The sequence below is a fragment of the Agrobacterium tumefaciens genome (assembly GCA_025560025.1).
Taxonomy (GTDB): Bacteria; Pseudomonadota; Alphaproteobacteria; order Rhizobiales; family Rhizobiaceae; genus Agrobacterium.
In genome coordinates, this window is record CP048485.1 from 2,124,184 (window position 1) to 2,141,396 (window position 17,213).

16 protein-coding genes are annotated in these 17,213 nt (G+C 61.2%); 5 read left to right on the forward strand and 11 right to left on the reverse strand.

All coding sequences use genetic code 11. The features are described 5' to 3' along the window. Positions 1-174 precede the first annotated feature (174 nt). Complete coding sequence (locus FY152_10440; protein ID UXS32488.1) at positions 175-999, forward strand: class I SAM-dependent methyltransferase; 825 nt, start codon at positions 175-177, stop codon at positions 997-999. A gap of 167 nt (positions 1,000-1,166) precedes the next feature. Continuing rightward, positions 1,167-2,069 carry an RNA polymerase sigma factor RpoH gene (gene rpoH / locus FY152_10445; protein ID UXS32489.1) on the forward strand — a complete coding sequence of 301 codons (903 nt, stop codon included), beginning with the start codon at positions 1,167-1,169 and terminating at the stop codon, positions 2,067-2,069. Between the two features lie 445 nt (positions 2,070-2,514). Here rpoH and FY152_10450 read toward each other — a convergent pair whose 3' ends face one another. After that, positions 2,515-4,833 (reverse strand): hypothetical protein, encoded by a 2,319-nt coding sequence (locus tag FY152_10450; GenBank protein UXS32490.1) that lies wholly within the window; start codon positions 4,831-4,833, stop codon positions 2,515-2,517. A 70-nt stretch (positions 4,834-4,903) separates the two neighbouring features. After that, on the reverse strand, positions 4,904-6,202 hold the full coding sequence (locus tag FY152_10455) for an adenylosuccinate synthase (protein UXS32491.1): 1,299 nt from the start codon (positions 6,200-6,202) through the stop codon (positions 4,904-4,906). A gap of 239 nt (positions 6,203-6,441) precedes the next feature. On the opposite strand from FY152_10455, the gene FY152_10460 reads away from it, so the two are divergent. Next, positions 6,442-7,329: a DMT family transporter gene (locus FY152_10460; GenBank protein UXS32492.1), complete on the forward strand. Its 888-nt coding sequence runs from the start codon at positions 6,442-6,444 to the stop codon at positions 7,327-7,329. A 55-nt stretch (positions 7,330-7,384) separates the two neighbouring features. On the opposite strand, the gene FY152_10465 is transcribed toward FY152_10460, so the two are convergent. Next, complete coding sequence (locus FY152_10465; GenBank protein ID UXS32493.1) at positions 7,385-7,918, reverse strand: transglutaminase; 534 nt, start codon at positions 7,916-7,918, stop codon at positions 7,385-7,387. Between the two features lie 680 nt (positions 7,919-8,598). Here FY152_10465 and FY152_10470 point away from each other — a divergent pair. After that, entirely contained in the window at positions 8,599-9,183 is a 585-nt protein-coding gene (locus tag FY152_10470) for a hypothetical protein (protein UXS32494.1), read from the forward strand. 211 nt (positions 9,184-9,394) lie between these two features. On the opposite strand, the gene FY152_10475 is transcribed toward FY152_10470, so the two are convergent. From FY152_10475 to FY152_10495, 5 genes are all read right to left on the reverse strand, one after another. Continuing rightward, positions 9,395-10,009, reverse strand: a complete 615-nt coding sequence (locus FY152_10475) for an alpha/beta hydrolase (GenBank protein ID UXS32495.1) — start codon at positions 10,007-10,009, stop codon at positions 9,395-9,397. A 141-nt stretch (positions 10,010-10,150) separates the two neighbouring features. Next, positions 10,151-11,095 (reverse strand): ring-cleaving dioxygenase, encoded by a 945-nt coding sequence (locus tag FY152_10480; protein ID UXS32496.1) that lies wholly within the window; start codon positions 11,093-11,095, stop codon positions 10,151-10,153. A gap of 164 nt (positions 11,096-11,259) precedes the next feature. Next, positions 11,260-12,336, reverse strand: a complete 1,077-nt coding sequence (locus FY152_10485) for a siderophore-interacting protein (protein UXS32497.1) — start codon at positions 12,334-12,336, stop codon at positions 11,260-11,262. A gap of 205 nt (positions 12,337-12,541) precedes the next feature. Further along, positions 12,542-13,234, reverse strand: coding sequence for a uracil-DNA glycosylase (gene ung, locus FY152_10490; protein ID UXS32498.1), 693 nt, complete (start codon positions 13,232-13,234; stop codon positions 12,542-12,544). 13 nt (positions 13,235-13,247) lie between these two features. Next, positions 13,248-13,643: a lactoylglutathione lyase gene (locus FY152_10495; GenBank protein ID UXS32499.1), complete on the reverse strand. Its 396-nt coding sequence runs from the start codon at positions 13,641-13,643 to the stop codon at positions 13,248-13,250. A gap of 254 nt (positions 13,644-13,897) precedes the next feature. Here FY152_10495 and FY152_10500 point away from each other — a divergent pair, with 254 nt between their 5' ends. Next, positions 13,898-14,254, forward strand: a complete 357-nt coding sequence (locus FY152_10500) for a DUF454 domain-containing protein (GenBank protein UXS32500.1) — start codon at positions 13,898-13,900, stop codon at positions 14,252-14,254. A 13-nt stretch (positions 14,255-14,267) separates the two neighbouring features. Here FY152_10500 and FY152_10505 read toward each other — a convergent pair whose 3' ends face one another. Genes FY152_10505 through FY152_10515 form a run of 3 tightly spaced genes read right to left on the reverse strand, consistent with a single transcriptional unit; the run spans position 14,268 to position 17,025 of the window. After that, the gene (locus tag FY152_10505) at positions 14,268-15,050 is read right to left on the reverse strand and encodes a heme ABC transporter ATP-binding protein (GenBank protein UXS32501.1); all 783 of its coding nucleotides are present in this window, start codon (positions 15,048-15,050) and stop codon (positions 14,268-14,270) included. After that, a complete protein-coding gene (locus FY152_10510) occupies positions 15,047-16,135 on the reverse strand; it encodes an iron ABC transporter permease (protein ID UXS32502.1) in 1,089 nt (362 codons plus the stop codon). The genes FY152_10505 and FY152_10510 overlap by 4 nt, the downstream gene beginning before the upstream one ends. Further along, positions 16,132-17,025, reverse strand: coding sequence for a hemin ABC transporter substrate-binding protein (locus tag FY152_10515; GenBank protein UXS32503.1), 894 nt, complete (start codon positions 17,023-17,025; stop codon positions 16,132-16,134). The genes FY152_10510 and FY152_10515 overlap by 4 nt, the downstream gene beginning before the upstream one ends. Positions 17,026-17,213: the final 188 nt, after the last annotated feature.

Genomic DNA, 17,213 nt, shown 5'->3' on the forward strand with positions numbered 1-17,213 from the left:
TATTCCGCAGTCGGTCCTTTTTATAGACCGCCCCAATTTCGCTTCAATCATCGCACCTCCTCGGCCCCCGCAAGGCTTGAAACCTGCCAAGCAACAGACGCCGCAGGGGGACGCCTTTCGTTCGATCCGCCTCCCCTCGAACGGAACCGGCATGATGACGGGAATCTATCGCGCATGAACATCGATGAACGCCGGTTTATATTTCAGGATTTGCGCAGCGTCGAAGGCTATATCGATCCGCCCGATGCGCTTGTCTTCAAGGCGCTGCTGCAGGCGCAGACCAGAAACCACCTTGAAGGCGGCATGGCGGAAATCGGTGTTTATTATGGCCGCTCCTATTTCCTGCTGCGCAAATTCGCGCAGGGGCAGGAGAAGGTTCTGGGTGTCGACCTGTTCGAAATGGACCCGCCAGAGGATGGCAGCCTCGACCAATATGACCGCCTGATGGAAAACGGCCGGCGGCTGGGCTTTGCGATGGATGAGGACCTGATCATCAAGGGTGACAGCACCCGGCTCGCACCGGCCGACATCACCTCGCGGATCGGGCCCGTGCGCTTCTTCAGCATTGATGGCGGACACCACCTGCACCATGTTCTGGCGGATGCGAAGCTGGCGATGGAGGTGATCGCCCCGCATGGCGTCATCGTCTTCGATGACACTTTCAATCCCGCATGGCCGGAAGTGACGGTGGGGGTTGCCGATTTCCTGCGCACCCATGGCCACAGCCTCGCCTGCTTCGCCATGACCAAATATAAAACCTATGTCTGCCGCCGCGAGTTTCACGCGGTTTACGCAGGTGCAATTGCCGAGGAACCCGATTTGCGGGCGCTTGGCCATGCCGAAACGCAGTTTCTCGGCTCTGCCGTCGTGCGTCTGCATAACCCCATGCGCAGGCGGGTGATGTATGAGCTGATGATACGCTCTGGCCTCGGCGGATTTTCGGAACGAATCTACCGCTCGAAAGTTAAACAGGTCAGAGACAGTTTCGCCGGAACATAACGTATGTGTGAACGCAGCGTTCGCTTGAAACGCGGCGGGTGCATACATATCTGTCACATGGGTTCGTGCGGGGTCGGTAACGACCCGCAGCTTACGGTGTGCCTCGGGCGGGCGATTTGCCAGGCCAAAGAGGGTACCGTTCCAGACCATAGATAAGGGGGTGCTTTATGGCCCGCAATAGTTTGCCTACGATTACCGCCGGCGAAGCCGGTCTCAATAGATATCTCGACGAAATCCGTAAATTTCCGATGCTGGAGCCGCAGGAAGAATACATGCTTGGCAAGCGTTACGCCGAGCATGGTGACCGCGACGCCGCCCACAGGCTTGTTACCAGCCATCTTCGTCTCGTCGCCAAGATCGCCATGGGTTACCGCGGTTACGGCCTGCCGATCGGCGAAGTCGTGTCCGAAGGCAATGTCGGCCTGATGCAGGCGGTGAAGAAGTTCGACCCAGAACGCGGTTTCCGTCTGGCCACCTACGCCATGTGGTGGATCAAGGCCTCGATCCAGGAATATATCCTGCGCTCCTGGTCGCTGGTGAAGATGGGTACCACCGCCAACCAGAAACGCCTGTTCTTCAACCTGCGCCGGCTGAAAGGCCGTATCCAGGCAATCGACGATGGCGATCTGAAGCCGGAACACGTCAAGGAAATCGCCACCAAGCTGCAGGTGTCGGAAGAAGAAGTCATCTCGATGAACCGCCGCCTGCATGGCGACGCCTCGCTGAATGCGCCGATCAAGGCATCCGAAGGCGAATCCGGCCAGTGGCAGGATTGGCTGGTGGACGACCATGACAGCCAGGAAGCCGTGCTGATCGAGCAGGACGAGCTGGAAACCCGCCGCCGCATGCTGGCGAAAGCCATGGGCGTGCTGAACGACCGTGAACGCCGCATCTTCGAGGCCCGCCGCCTCGCGGAAGACCCGGTAACGCTGGAAGAACTCTCATCCGAGTTCGACATCAGCCGCGAACGCGTGCGCCAGATCGAGGTTCGCGCCTTCGAAAAGGTGCAGGAAGCGGTGCAGAAGGAAGCGTTGGAAGCTGCGCGCGCATTGCGCGTGGTGGATGCGTAAAGCATATCCAGCAAAAGTGCGGAGCGGTTTTGCGTCCGTGCCATGGATCATCCTCGGCCCTCGGCCGGGGATTTTTTGTTGGTAAAAGGCTGACGACTGGAAATGGCCTGCCATCCGAGACCGGCGATTGCGCTGGAGGAAAACCGGCAGGAAAAATATCCATGCTTCGGGGGATGCCGCTTACCCCCCTCTGCCCTGTCGGGCATCTCCCCCACAAGGAGGGAGATCGGCAAGACGCTCTACCTCCGCTTCATCCTCGTCCGTTGAGTTGGTCGAGACCTCGCGGCATATAGATCTCCCCCCTTGTGGGGGAGATGCCCGGCAGGGCAGAGGGGGGTGGGCCACACCCACCGGCACCAACTAACCCACCAATCACCCGACAAACGCAAAGACACCGCCGTAGCCATATAACGAAAAAGGGCGACCCGAGCCGCCCTTTCAATCCTTATTGACCGCCGGCAGCCGGCGTTGCAGCGGCCCATTCGCTGAGCGCCTTGTCGAAGGCGGCGATGCCGTCATTGCCCTTTTGCAGGGTCAGCAGTGCGCGCCGGCCGTTGCGATAGGAAACCGGAATATCGATCCAGTTGCGGCTCTTCAAAAGCTCCAGATTGGTCTTCATCGCATCCGGGAAGTCGTTGAGCGCGATCATGTGGAAATCGTCGGTGATCTTGGCCGGAACCGCGATCAGGGCGTTGCCACGATCCTGCTCCGTGCTCTTCATCGCGATGCGCTGGACGCTGTCGATCGCACCGCCCTCGAAGCCGGGCGAAACCGAGAAGACGATCTCGATCAGATGGCTTGCGGGCAGAGACGGGTCGGTGTTGCGCTTGAAGGTAATCAGCGCGCTGAGACCACGGCCGGGAACGGTGATCTGGCCCTGCACGGTCGGCGAAGGCTTGCCGTCCGCGTCGTTTTCCTGCTGCAACGACCAGGAAACGCTGCCCTGAATGGCGGTCGGAACCGTCTGGCCCAGCACTTCCTCGTAAAGGAACATGCGGTCGCCGGTGGCGGCAGCGGCGGGCTGCTGCGCCGGCGGCGTGCCGGCAGGCGTTCCCGCGGGCGCGCCCGCAGTATTGGCCGGAGCCTCACCCGCAGGCGGCGGCGCGACGTTCTGTTCATAGACCGACTGGCCTTCCGCCGTCACCGGCTGGCCATTGGCGCCCGGAGCAGGCCCTTCGTCACGCTCTGTCCCGTCGGCCAGAAGCCGCTGGGTGAATTTCGTGCCGGTGACGGAACCGTCGTCGCCATGTGGCTGCGCCTGGTGGTTGGTCGGATTTGTCGCGGGTTGCTGCCCGGTCGCCGGCGGCTGCTGGCCGGCCGGCGGCGTGGATGTCTGCGTCTGCGCCGTATCGGGCGAAGGTGTCTGGGTTTCCCCGCCCTTCTGTGCCGATTGCACCAGGCCGCCAACCATGTCGTTCAGCGCGTCACGGTTTTGCCAGAGCGCATAACCGCCACCGGCAAGAAGCCCGACACCGACAAGGGCAAGCACCAGCGACGCATAGTTGCGGCGCGGCTTCTTCTTGACCATGTAGGCCGGTGTTGTGGCCCCTGCGCCCAAAGCGGGCGTTTCATCCGCAGTCGCCCGGTTGGAGGAGGACGCGCCGTCGTAACCGATCAGCTCATCCAGATCGTCCCAGGGGGTGCGCTCCTTGTTTTCCTTGGCCGCGGCCCGGTCATCGAAGGGATCATTATCGGCGCGCGGCAGCGCCGGCGCGTCCTTCGCGGGAATGGCAATATCCGTGTCCTGGAAATAGGACGAGAAATCCTCGACGACGGCCGCTTTTTTCGGAGCCGTGTCTTCCGTCTGACGGGGTTCGGAAAAATCGCCCTGTCCGCCGAAAATGGGATCGTGATCAATACCGGCACGATGGCCGGCATGCTCTTCCTCATTGCGCCTTTCAGGCTCGAAGCTCACATCCGGGGCCTGATAATGTTGCGCGGCATAACCGGCGACGACGGGACGTTCATCCCGCTCGTTGCGGACTTCGGAATAGTCCTCAGCGGCCGGGCGGACTTCCTCATCCTCGGCTTGATCAAGCTTGCGCCAATCATCTTCGTCAACCGGCTGCGCCCAATGGGGCGGCACGGAATCGTCGGCATGGACAGGCGTTGTTTCAGGCGCGATATCGCGCTCGGCTTCCGGCTGATAAGCCGGTTCCTCTTCCGCGCGGGTAAAATAGGTGCCGACCTCTTCATGGGAAACGGCAGCATGAGCCGGCGCCACATGAACGGGTTCCGGCGCGTCGTAAAGCTCTTCCGGCTCGCGCTCCGCGTAACGTTCCTCGTCATGCGAAGCAGCGGTGGAAACGGGCGTCTCGTGGAGAGGCTCTTCCTCACGGGCGGGTTCTTCATAAACCGGCTCGGGCTGCGCGGCCACAACCGGGGCAGGCTCTTCCTCAACCGGCTCGTACCGTTCCTCCTGCCGCTCAGCGGCATGGTCCGGTTCTGCGGCGTGGGCTGCGGGTTCGTCGGCAACATCCTGTTGATAATAGGATGTTGCCGTCTCTTCGGCCACCGGCTGGAGGGCGTCATCGTCCTCCAGCGCCGGAAGCGCCTCGGCATATTCGCTGTCCACCTCGGCAATGGCGGCGTCCAGCTTGGCGATCTGCCGGCGCAACAATTCTTCCGGCGGACGTGGCTTCATATTCTCGAGTTGGCGCACAACCGCACTGCGCGCCTTGTCGTAAACCTTCGCCCGGTTTTCGGGAGTATTGTTCGCCAAGCCATCCACGGCCTTGCGAATGACTGCTACAAAATCCGCCATAAGCACTTTCTCGTCGTGACCGGCGACGTACCGGCCCGATATGGTTTATGAATCTAGATCGCCGAGGACATTAATCCTCAAACGGATCAGTCACAAGTATGGTGTCGTCACGCTCCGGACTTGTCGACAGAAGCGCGACAGGCGCCCCGATCAATTCCTCGACCTGACGGACATATTTGATTGCCTGAGCAGGCAAATCCGCCCATTTTCGGGCACCGACGGTGGATTCTTTCCAGCCTTCCAGTGTGACGTAGATCGGCTCGACCCGCGCCTGCGCGCCCTGGCTTGCCGGAAGATGGTCGATTTCCTGCCCGTCAAGCTTGTAGCCGACGCAGATTTTCAGTTCGTCGAGACCGTCAAGAACGTCGAGCTTGGTGAGCGCAATGCCGGTGATGCCATTGGTGGCGACCGACTGGCGCACCAGTGCCGCATCAAACCAGCCGCAACGGCGCTTGCGGCCGGTGACGGTGCCGAATTCATGACCCTTTTCGCCCAGGAACTGGCCGATCTCGTCATTCAGCTCGGTCGGGAACGGACCTTCGCCGACGCGGGTGGTGTAAGCCTTGGTGATGCCGAGAATATAACCCAGCGAACCCGGACCCATGCCCGAACCGGCAGCGGCCTGGCCGGCGACCGTGTTGGACGAGGTCACATAGGGATAAGTGCCGTGGTCGATATCGAGCAGCGAGCCCTGCGCACCTTCGAACAGGATGCGCGCACCGGCGCGGCGCTTCTTGTCGAGCAGCAGCCAGACGGTTTCGCTGAAGGGCAGGATGCGCTCGGCAATCGAGCCCAGCTCTTCCATGATCGTCTCATGCGAGACTTCGGCCGCGCCGAAACCGCGGCGAAGCGCATTATGATGCGTCAGGATGCGATCAACCTTGACCGAAAGCGCTTCCATGTCGGCGAGATCCATCACACGGATGGCGCGACGACCGACCTTGTCTTCGTAAGCCGGGCCGATGCCGCGACGCGTGGTGCCGATCTTGGTGCCGCTGTTGGAGGCAGCGTCTTCGCGCATACCGTCCAGCTCGCGGTGGAGCGAAAGAATGAGCGTGGCATTATCGGCAATACGCAGGTTTTCCGGCGTGACCTTGACGCCCTGAACTTCCAGACGGCCGATTTCGGCGATCAGCGCATGCGGATCGACCACGACGCCATTGCCGATGACGGCGAGCTTGCCGGGACGCACAACGCCGGACGGCAGAAGCGAAAGCTTGTAGCTGACACCGTCGATGACAAGCGTATGGCCGGCATTATGGCCGCCCTGATACCGCACGACGACATCTGCCCGCTCGGACAGCCAGTCGACAATCTTGCCTTTGCCTTCGTCGCCCCACTGCGAGCCGACCACCACAACATTCGTCATTTCTTGCTTTCCTGCTCATGGCGCTCGCGCGCCCGATAACCCGATGGGAAACCCAAACCCGCGAATGTATACTGTGTTGTTTTACGGAAAGCGACCCTGTTTCTTATGGTGAATTTTGCTTTTTCCGTGACAAAACACCGAATTCCGCATTATCTCGCCCCGTGGGGGGACAAGCGCAAGCGCAAGGCCCCGTTCACCCGCCTTCATTTTCCCGCCCCTTGAAGAAGCGAAACATCAGCGTGCCTTCGAAAGCCTACATCGCCCTCATCATCGCCACGCTCTGCTGGGGCGGCAACACCGTTGCCGGAAAGCTGGCCGTCGGCCACATCAGCCCCATGGCCTTCACCTTCCTGCGCTGGGTTTTGGCCGTCGCCATCATCTTCGCCATTTCCGTGCCGCAGCTGATCAGGGACTGGCCGGTGGTGAAAAAGCGCCTGCCCTATTTCTTCGTGCTCGGCAGCGTTGGTTACACCGCCTTCAACGTCTTTCTCTACACGGCCCTGCAACACACCTCCGCCATCAATGCCGCCGTCATCCAGGCCGGCATTCCCATGGTCATCTTCGTGCTGAACTTCATCCTGTTCCGCACCCGCGTGCTGTTCGGCCAGATCGCCGGTTTCTGCCTCACCATCGCCGGTGTAGCGCTTCTCGCCTCCCATGGCGATCCGGTTTCGCTACTGCAGCTGGAAATGAACGCCGGCGACGCCATCATGCTTCTGGCCGTGCTGGTCTATGCCATCTACACCGTCATCCTGCGCTGGAAACCCGCCGTCGACTGGCGCACGCTGATGGCGATACCCGCCTTTTTCGCGCTCCTCACCTCGGTGCCGCTGGTCTTCTGGGAAATGTCGCGAAACAGCGTTGTCTGGCCGGATCAGAAGGGCTGGGTGCTGGTGGTCTATGCCGCCATTTTTGCGTCGCTCATCGCGCAGATCCTGTACATCAAGGGCGTGGAACAGATCGGCGCCAACCGCGCCGGCCTCTTCATCAACCTCGTGCCCGTTTTCGGCACGCTTTTGTCCGTTGTGGTGCTCAGCGAAACCCTGCACACCTACCAGATCGCAGCGCTGGTCATGGCGCTGGCGGGCATTGCCGTTGCCGAACGAAAAAAATCGCCGGCTCCCTGATCCCACAAAGGATCAGGAGAAACCGGCGCAGTCTGGCAGGCATGAAAAGATGGGCTTAAAGCGCGGTTTCGCGCTCAGCCGGAGAAAAGACGGCGTTGCCAAGCACGATATCGCCCTTGTCGGTGGTGACGATCAGCACTTTTTCGAGCGATCCGTCATCATTCAGGGCGAAGGCAAGGCGCAGCGCTGCGGAAGACCAGCCGGCACCGGCAAGGGCCGTGCGCTTGATGGCGGCGCAATCGCCACAATCCTCAGCGCTCAGCGACGGCGTTGCCGGGACACCGGCTCCGAAACCGGAGAAATAATCATCAAGCGCGCCCATGGTGGCGTTTACATCGCGGTTGACGCGCAGCAGTTCTTCACGGCGCTCGCCGGTCAGCGGCGCGGCGATCGTCGACACACATTGGCCGGCGGAAAGAACGCAGCCATCAAAACCGCCCGGAGCCGAAACACCGATCTGCGTCACCGCGCTCTTCTCGACAGCGGCAAAACCACGGGCAAAACCGGCGGCACCGGCCGCATCGGCATGGGTGGACATGGAAGCAATGGCAATTCCGCAGATGGCGGCAGCAATAATCTTCTTCAGCATTTCATACCCCGTTTGGCGATCCGCCGGCTTGTGCCGGTCTCGATTTCTGTTTTGTGGAGCCCCTGTCTGCGCAGGATGTCCGCTCCTTGTCTGTGATCCCACAATGGCACAGCACTGTTTTCAGCCGCTTTAAGCCGATTGCTACAATTTTATCTGTTTTCATTTTTGTACAGCGGACGCTTTTTTTTCGAATATGCGCCGATATCACCGCGCCGAATTCCGGCGCAGCGTTGAGAGACGATAAATGGGCCGCATCGCTGCGGGGGTATCAAAGGGTAGTGCAGGGTCTTGCAGACGATGCGGCCCCGGTTTCAACATATGATCCGCCCGCCAAACCGGTTCCTGTTTGGAGGATGGACATATGCCGGCCGCCTTGACCGTGACATTGGGAAACTCCCCGGTTTCGGCTGCCTGCCCCACCCACCTTGCGCCGCGCGCACGCTCGATGACCGGGATGGAGCGAGTGTAGCGGACCCGGCTGGGCCGGGGACGCGCGGGGATAAATGCATTTCAAAAAAGGCGCGCAGGAGAGGCGCGGCACACGCTTTCGCCCCATCCCGGACACAGGAATTTTCAGCGGGTTAACAAGCCCTTGATCGGCGGCATTTGAATTAACCTTGTCTTAAAACCCGACGTTAATGGTTAGCAATTTAAGAATAGCGGAACGAAAGGGTTCCGTTATGCGTGGCGTATTTGCCGTAGTTTTTCTGATGCTCGTTCTGGCTGGTTGTGCCACCGCACCGTCACAGGTCACCAATGCCTGTGCGATTTTCGAGCAGCGGAACGGCATCTTCAACAACTGGCGGCGCGATGCGAAAGCGGCCGAGCGCGAGTTCGGCGTGCCCGTGCCTGTCATGATGGCGACGATCTATACCGAATCCGCCTTCCGCCCCTATGCGCGGCCGCCGCGCACCAAGCTTCTCGGCTTCATTCCGTGGAAACGCCAGTCCACCGCTTACGGTTATGCTCAGGCGCTGGACGGCACATGGGGTGTTTACCAGCGCGAAACCGGCCGCTGGTCGGCAAGCCGCACCGATTTCACCGATGCGATTCATTTCGTCGGCTGGTATCACGCCAAGAGCCGCCGCGAAAACGGCATTTCACTGAACGACCCCTATAATCTCTACCTCGCTTATTATTCCGGCCATGCCGGTTACGCGAAGGGCAGCTGGCGCAACAATTCCGGCGTCCAGAGGGCCGCCCGCCGCTCCGCCAACATGGCGCTGCGTTACGAGGCACAGTTGCAGCAATGCGGATATCGCTGAGGCTGTCGCGGGGAGAGCCTCGTCTCAGCAACGCACCCAGACCTTGCCGAGGTCATCCTCGGGCTTGACCCGAGGATCCACAGCCCGCTGAACGATGGATCCTCGGGTCTAGCCCGAGGATGACGTCGAGTTTGATGGGCTCTTTGTCAACACTCCAAGACGGGCCGCGACAGTCCCACCACACACTGAACGCCGGCAAAGGCGGCACGGTTTATTTCCCATAAGCCGCCAGAAACCCCCTGACCGCATCGATCTCGCCCGAGCGGATTTCATGCCCGCCCGGATGCCACACGGTTTCCACCGTGCCGCCCTGCGCCTGAAGGCTCGTTTCCAGCGCCTTCGTCAGCGGCACCGGGCAGATCGGATCGCGCTCACCCGCCGTGATAAGCACCCGGCGCGTTGAATTGGCGGGGGAGATCTTCGGCTCGAACGGGATGAGCGGATGCATCAGCACCGCGGCATCGAAAAGCTCGGGCTGTTCGATCAGCACATTGGCGAGAATATTCGCACCATTGGAAAAGCCGAGACCGATGATCGGGCCGGCCTGATAATGGTCCCGGTTCGCCCTGATGAAATCCGCCATCTTGCCGGTTGCCCGTTGAAGGTCGGCCATGTCGTAGACGCCCTCGCCCGTACGCCGGAAAAACCGCGCCGCGCCATGTTCGGAAACATCGCCAACGGGCGAGAGAATGGTAGCCTCAGGCAGCAGGCGGGAGCCGAAATCGAAAAACTGGTTCTCATCGCCGCCGGTGCCGTGCAGCAAAACGAAAAGCGGAGCACCGGCAGAACCGGCGCGGGATTTGTGGAAATAGCTGTCCTTGGTCATGGAAGAATCCTTTCTGGAAGGAAGATGGTCAAAGGCTTCCGCAAGGCCTCTTCGGCCAAGCGGAGCAATCATATGGAGTGAGGGGCTTCCGCTGGTTTCTTCTCCCCGCCGGGGAGAAGAAACGTGGCCAAGCCCGGATGATCAAACCGCCTTCTCATCCCCCAGCGGCTCCAGCTGCTTTTCCAGCACGGAGCGCAGATGCGCATGCTGGGTCGGCAGCTTCAGCGCTTCGCCGAGATGGGCGGTGTCCTCGTCCCGGTCGAAACCGGGCTCGTTGGTCGCCACCTCGAACAGCACGCCGCCCGGCGTGCGGAAATAGATCGCCCAGAAATAATCGCGGTCGATCACCGGCGTCACCTGATAGCCCGTATCCATCAGCGCCTTGCGCACTTCTAGCTGCTTTTCACGGTTTTCGACCGCAAAGGCGATGTGGTGCACGGACCCCGCACCCAGGCGTGCGCCGGAAATATTCGGCATGGTTTCGATGTCGATAAAGTCAGCACCGTTGCCGCCGGGAATACCGAGGCGCAGAACGCCGTGCTGACGATCCACTTCCTGATAGCCCATGAATTTCAAAAGCTCGGCCGTTGCTCCTTCATCGCGAAGTCGCAGCGAGGCCCCCTGAAAACCATGGATCGCCTGATCCGCACCGACGCCATTGCCGATCCATTGCGCACGGCTGTCGTCCCTGACTTCGACCAGCGCAAAACCGTCTCCATCCGGGCCGGCAAAATGCAGGCGCTTGTCGCCGAAGGCCTCATCGGCCTTCAGGCCATCCACGCCGGCCTTCGAAAGACGCTCCTGCCAGTAGCCGAGCGATCCTTCCGGGACGGAAAACAGCGTGGTGCCCACTTCACCGGTGCCGGGACGGCCACGGGCGATGTGCGGGAACGGGAAATAGGTCATGACGGAGCCGGGCGTGCCGAGCTCATCGCCATAATAAAGATGATAGACGTCAGGCGCGTCGAAATTGACGGTCTTCTTCACCCGGCGCAGCCCGAGCGTATCGGTGAAGAAGCCATTGTTCTGCCTTGCGCTCGCCGCCATGGAGGTGACGTGGTGCAGGCCCTTGATCTGGTTCAGCATGGTAAACCCCTTTTCGCACTGGCAGGCCTCGCAATCGGGCCCGCCCTGTTCATGGCGTAAAGATGGGGTAAGAGGCGCGGCACGCATAGACCGGCAACAGGAACGGATTGTTCCCGATTGGTGAACGATCAAACCTACTGTTCAACCAAGCCTAAAGGCACGTCTCAATGATCGTCGGCAAGGCCCATGGTCCAGTAGCCGACCGCGCGCAGCGATGCCTTGGGAAAGGCGATCTCGTCGGTGAGGAAGGATTTCGCCGCCCTCGCCTCGGATTTCTCGCAGGCGACGAAGACATGCAGGCCTTCGTGTTCACCCGTCCATGCATGGCTGCGCAGCGCCTGTTCGATCAGGCCGGCGGTGCCGGCGGACTTGCCGCGACGGTAAAGCCATGTCCATTCGACATCGGCGGCTGAGACGATCTCCTGCCGTTCCGCCTCATCGTCGATTTCAGCGTAAACGCTGAGCTTTTTGCCGGCCGGCATTTCCGCCGCCATGCGCAGCATCACCGGCAGCGCTGTCTCGTCACCGGCAAAGACATAACGGTCCGCCTCCGGGCAAGTGCCGCTCGGGCCGATGATGCCGAGAACGTCGCCCGGCTTTGCCGTGGCGCCGAAATTTGCGCCCGGCATGTCATCGCCCTCATGCATGACGAAATCGATATCCACCTCGCCGCGACCGACGTCTCCGGAGCGAATGGTATAGACGCGCCGTGTCAGCAGATCGTCACCCGCCGGCCAGACGATGGCGCCGGTGGGGGCGAGATAAGGCCAGACCGGTGCACGGGCCTGATCCGGCACCAGCAGCAGGCGGACATGCATGCCGCCGGTGACGAGCCTTTCAATGCCGCTTTCAACGGAAACCACGAGCCGGCGCATATGCGGCGTCAGATTATAGGCACGGGCAACCTTGCCGACGAAAAGATTGGGCAGCTCGCGCTGATAGGCGCCGTGGCCGCTCCAGCGGAAATCGAGCCCCGTCTTGCCGGAAAATTCGACAATATGCTCGGCCACCATGGCCTTCACCGACATCAATATATGTTCGGAAACGCAGCTGACCCGGGCGGCAAACCGGCCGCCTTCGGCACTGAAGCTGCCATGGCCGTATTCCGCCTTGAAACGCACCGTCGTCCCTTCCCGCTCCATCTCCATATGTTCGGAGAAATGATCCTCGAAAGCATCGACGATCGACGCGGGATCGGGCAGCGAGACAGAAGTTTCGGCAGACAGAAGAGACACGGGCATAAATCCTTCACTTTGTAGTCGAGTATTCTTAAACCGGACGCGACTACGCTGTAAAGATGTTTGCTGCACTCCCCGTCATTCCGGCCTTGAGCCGGAATCCAGCCAGCCCAAGTCCTTGGGCTGAAAGGACTCTTCCCGGCGCGCGGACGCGCGCAACCTGGATTCCGGCTCAAGGCCGGAATGACGGAGGGGCTGGTAAAATCGCTTAAGCCGTTTCCGGCAATTGCCAGTCGATCGGCTGACGGCCATTGGAGACGAGAAAGGCGTTTGCCTTGGAAAAATGGCCGTTGCCGAAAAAGCCGTTATGGGCCGAAAGCGGTGACGGGTGCGGCGAGCGCAGCACGAGATGCTTGCGCTGATCCACGAAGGCCGCCTTCTTCTGGGCATAGGAACCCCAGAGCAGGAACACCACATGGTCGCATTCGTCGTTGACGGCGCGGATGACGGCATCGGTGAATTTTTCCCAGCCCTGCCCCTGATGCGAGGCAGCGCGTGATTCTTCCACCGTCAGCACGCTGTTGAGCAGCAGCACGCCCTGTTTCGCCCAGCTTTCCAGAAAGCCGTGATTGACCGGCCGGATGCCAAGGTCGGCCTGCAATTCCTTGTAGATATTGACGAGCGAGGGCGGAATGCGCACGCCGGGCTGGACGGAAAAACACAAGCCATGCGCCTGCCCGTGCCCGTGATAGGGGTCCTGCCCCAGAATGACGACCTTGACCTGGTCCAGCGGCGTCAGATCCAGCGCCCGGAAATATTCCGCGCCCTTGGGAAAGATGCGCTTGCCGGCGGTTTTTTCGGCAAGCAGGAAATCTTTCAGCTTGAGCATGTAGGGGCTGGCGAATTCGGTGGAAAGAACGCGTTTCCAGCTATCTTCGAGTTTGACGCCTGCCTCTGCCATGATGTGCCTCTTTTTATTTGAACCGGTTGCCGCGCTGCAGCACTTCGATCTTGTAGCCGTCGGGATCGCAAATGAAGAAATATTTCGCGAAAGGCTGGCCCTTATAATCGGCTTCGATGATCTTGCCGGGAGACAGGCCAAGCTCGATGAAACGCTGATGCTCACCATCCACATCGGCAACGCTGACAGCGAGATGGCCATAGCCGTCGCCCAGCGCATAGGGCACTTCGCGACCACGGTTGACGGTCAGTTCCAGCTCGAAATCGCCTTCGGCATTGCTGAGATAGATCAGCGTGAAGTTTTCGAACTCGGCGCGTTCCGCAACCTCGAGCCCAAAAGCCTGCGTGTAAAATTCCACCGAACGCTTTTCGTCCAGCACCCGGACCATCGAGTGGATCAACTTGGCCATGGTGTTTCCTTCTGCTTCTTACCTCGTCGTGGCCCGGTTATCTTCCGGGCATGCGGACCAAGGGGATAAAGACAGAGCGCCGCGCTTTCAACCCTAAAGGCGCCCTGCCACGGCGGGCAACGGTTCGATCACGGCAAATGTGATGGTGAAAGCCGCCGGTTTTCCCTTACGGCCAAGGGCCTGCGGCAACACGGCACAGAGTTTTCGCCGCGTCGCTCTATCATGAGTAGAGAACTCATGATACCGGCATATCCATGCGCCTTCTTTACCTCTGTCTTGGCTGGCTTATGGTCGCGACCGGCATCGTCGGCGCGTTTCTTCCCGTTTTGCCAACCACGCCGTTCCTGCTTCTGGCGCTCTGGTGCTTTTCCCGCTCTTCGCCGAAACTGGAGGCATGGCTTCTGGCCCATCCCAGATTTGGCCCCTCGCTTCGCCGCTGGCGCGAGCGCGGCGCAATCGCCCGCAAGGCGAAGATCGCCGCACTCTCGGCAATGTCGGTGAGTTATGCCGCCTTCTGGTTCCTGAGCGACCCGCCGCTTCTGCGCGCAGCCATCGTTGCCGCCGTCATGCTGGGTTCCGCACTCTTCATCGTCACCCGGCCGGAAAGCTGACAACGACCCCGCCTCAGCGGTGTCGCGATTGCGGCAGCACGTAAGGAATATGCCGTGCCGGCAGCCGGCCAACGACGCCGCCAATGCCATAGACCCTTGCGATCGTCTCGTCGCTGATCGTTTCCAGCGACGGCCCACTCGCCGTCACCCGGCCGCCATGCATGACGATAAGTTGATCGGCAAATTCCGCCGCAAGGTTGAGATCGTGCAGGATGGCAAGCACCAAACCGCCGCCAGCGGCGAAATCGCGCGCCGTTTCCAGCACCGCTATCTGGTGGCCAATATCGAGACTGGCCGTCGGCTCATCCAGAAACAGCGCTCTCACCTCGCCGTTTTCCACGGGATGCGGCACCTGCGCCAGCGCCCGGGCAAATTGCACCCGCTGCTGCTCGCCGCCCGACAGCATGTTATAGGAACGCTGCTCGAACCCGCGAAGCCCGGCCTTGGTGAGCGCCCGGCGGGCCTGCTCTTCCGGCGCACGCGACCCTTGTGCAACAGCGCCCATGCGCACGATTTCGAGCGCGGTGAAGGGAAAGGCAAGCTGGGTATTCTGCGGCAGCACGGCCCTGAGGCGCGCAAGCTGAACCGGTGTGAACAAGGGAAGGGCGATGTCATTATAGGTCACCGACCCGGCCTCGGCCCGCATCTCGCCTGAGAGAACCTTCATCAGCGTCGATTTTCCGGCGCCGTTCGGACCGATGATGACATTGACCTTGCCTGGCTTCAGATCGACGTTAACAGCGTCGAGCAGGCGGCGGCCGGAACGGATGAGGGTGAGGTTTTCGGCCCGGATCATGGCATGTTCCGCATGGAAAAGCTGCCGCGGCCAAGCAGCAGGAACAGGAAGACCGGCGCCCCGATGAGCGCCGTGACGACGCCGATGGGCAATTCCGCTGGTGACGCGACGGTGCGGGCGAAACTATCGGCCAGAAGCAGAAGTGCCGCACCGCCAAGTGCGGAGGCGGGCAGCAGGAATCGATGCGACGGGCCGATGGCGAGCCGCAGCAGATGCGGCACGACGATGCCGACAAAACCGATGGAACCGGCAGCCGCCACGCTTGCCCCGCAGGCGGCGGCAACGGCCAGAATGACGACCCGCTTCAGCCGCTGCACGGGAATGCCCATGTGAAAGGCGGCGGCATCGCCCAGGATCAGCGCATCCAGCCCCCTGGCGACGAAGGGAATGATGGCGAGCACGACGACGATGAACGGCAGGGTGGCAAGCACCTTGGCGGGTGTGGCCCCGCCGAGCGAACCGAGCGACCAGAAGGTGATGTCGCGCAGCGCCCGGTCGTCGGCCACGAAGATCATCAGGCCAGTCAGCGCACCGCTGATTGCCGCCACCGCGATACCAGCCAGAATGAGCGTGGTGGTGGAGGTCGCCCCGTCCTTCGTGGCGATGAGATAAAGCACCCAGGTGTTCAAAAGCCCGCCGAGAAACGCCATCAGCGGCAGGAAATGCGGTCCGAAAAACACGGCGACCGTGGCAAGCGCGCCTTCCCCGAGAGAAATGGCCGCAACCGCAAACAGCGCGGCACCCGAAGTGACGCCGACAATGCCGGGATCGGCAAGCGGATTGCGGAACAGCCCCTGCATCATCGCGCCCGAGACGCCAAGCCCCGCGCCGATCAACATGCCGAGCGCCGTGCGCGGCAGGCGCACCGCCTCGAGAATGACCCTGTCGCGCGCATCGAGTTCCGCAGCACCGCCGGTAAGATAAGCCCAGAGTTCAGAAATGCCGACACCCGTGGGGCCGCTGACAAGCGACACACCACAGGCAAACAGCAGGATGCCGACAAGCACCGCGAGGGTGATGGCACCCTGACGGGACCTGTCACCCGGTGCGGCGCCTTCGGTGGAACTCAAGACGGCGAGGCTCACGGCTTCACCGCCTCCGGGTAGAGCTTGTTTGCCAGTTCACGGCCGGCGGCCGGGGTGCGTGGGCCGAAACCGATGAGATAAAGCCCGTCCATGCTGATGAGTGCCTTGCTTGCAGCAGCCGGCGTGGACTGGAAGGCGGGAAGTGCGAAAATCTCGGCCGCCTTGGCGGCATGGTCGCCACGCGCCATGGTCAACACCACATCCGGTGCTGAGGCAATGACTGCCTCATCCGTGAGCGGCTTGTAACCGCTGATTTCCTGCGCGGCATTGATGCCACCGGCCATCTCGATGATTGCGGCTGCTTCGGTGTCCTTGCCCGCCGCCATGATGCGGCCGCCGGCGCTGGAGAGCACGAAGAGCACACGCTTCCTGTTCTTTTCAGGCACGGCCGACACATCCTTGGCCAGCGCGTCCAGCCCGGCTTTGGTCTCGGCGGCCAGCGCCTTCGCCTTGTCGGAAAGACCGACCGCCAGACCTACATCCTCGATCTTCTTCGCAATAGCCTCGCCGCTCGGCGGGGTATCAACGGTGACGAAAGGCACCGCGCTGGCCTTGAGGATGGCGATGACATCCGCCGGGCCGGAACCGTCTTCCGACAGGATGAGATCGGGCTTCTGCGACAGAATGCCCTCCGACGACAGCGCCCGCATATAGCCGATATCCGGCTTCGAAAGCGCATCCGCCGGATAGCTGCTGGTGCTGTCGCGCGCAACGATGCGGTCTTCAGCGCCGAGAGCATAGAGAATTTCCGTCACCGTGCCACCGACGGCAACGATGCGTTTCGCCTCCGGATTGCCCTTGTCGGAGGCCTGCGCACCGGGCGCGGCAACCGCGATCACGGCAGGCACGAGGGCGGCGAAAACGAACGGACGAAGGCGAAAGTTCAACATGGCGCTATCCTGAAACACAAGCTGGCACGGGCAGATATGGGCCTGCCCATCTTATTTAACTTGAGTTATTTGCACATGTTTATAGAAGGCGCAATCGATAAGTGGAGTAATTTTGTTCGCTTTGCCGTGAGCCTCTTTCCAACTTGGCCACGGCTGGATATCCTGACTGAAACTGGAAACTTAAAGGG

Coding starts and splice junctions, on each gene's coding strand:
- FY152_10440 (UXS32488.1), top strand. CDS start 175: ATGAACATCGATGAACGCCGGTTTATATTTCAGGATTTGCGCAGCGTC.
- rpoH (UXS32489.1), top strand. CDS start 1,167: ATGGCCCGCAATAGTTTGCCTACGATTACCGCCGGCGAAGCCGGTCTC.
- FY152_10450 (UXS32490.1), bottom strand. CDS start 4,833: ATGGCGGATTTTGTAGCAGTCATTCGCAAGGCCGTGGATGGCTTGGCG.
- FY152_10455 (UXS32491.1), bottom strand. CDS start 6,202: ATGACGAATGTTGTGGTGGTCGGCTCGCAGTGGGGCGACGAAGGCAAA.
- FY152_10465 (UXS32493.1), bottom strand. CDS start 7,918: ATGCTGAAGAAGATTATTGCTGCCGCCATCTGCGGAATTGCCATTGCT.
- FY152_10470 (UXS32494.1), top strand. CDS start 8,599: ATGCGTGGCGTATTTGCCGTAGTTTTTCTGATGCTCGTTCTGGCTGGT.
- FY152_10475 (UXS32495.1), bottom strand. CDS start 10,009: ATGACCAAGGACAGCTATTTCCACAAATCCCGCGCCGGTTCTGCCGGT.
- FY152_10480 (UXS32496.1), bottom strand. CDS start 11,095: ATGCTGAACCAGATCAAGGGCCTGCACCACGTCACCTCCATGGCGGCG.
- FY152_10485 (UXS32497.1), bottom strand. CDS start 12,336: ATGCCCGTGTCTCTTCTGTCTGCCGAAACTTCTGTCTCGCTGCCCGAT.
- ung (UXS32498.1), bottom strand. CDS start 13,234: ATGGCAGAGGCAGGCGTCAAACTCGAAGATAGCTGGAAACGCGTTCTT.
- FY152_10495 (UXS32499.1), bottom strand. CDS start 13,643: ATGGCCAAGTTGATCCACTCGATGGTCCGGGTGCTGGACGAAAAGCGT.
- FY152_10500 (UXS32500.1), top strand. CDS start 13,898: ATGCGCCTTCTTTACCTCTGTCTTGGCTGGCTTATGGTCGCGACCGGC.
- FY152_10505 (UXS32501.1), bottom strand. CDS start 15,050: ATGATCCGGGCCGAAAACCTCACCCTCATCCGTTCCGGCCGCCGCCTG.
- FY152_10515 (UXS32503.1), bottom strand. CDS start 17,025: ATGTTGAACTTTCGCCTTCGTCCGTTCGTTTTCGCCGCCCTCGTGCCT.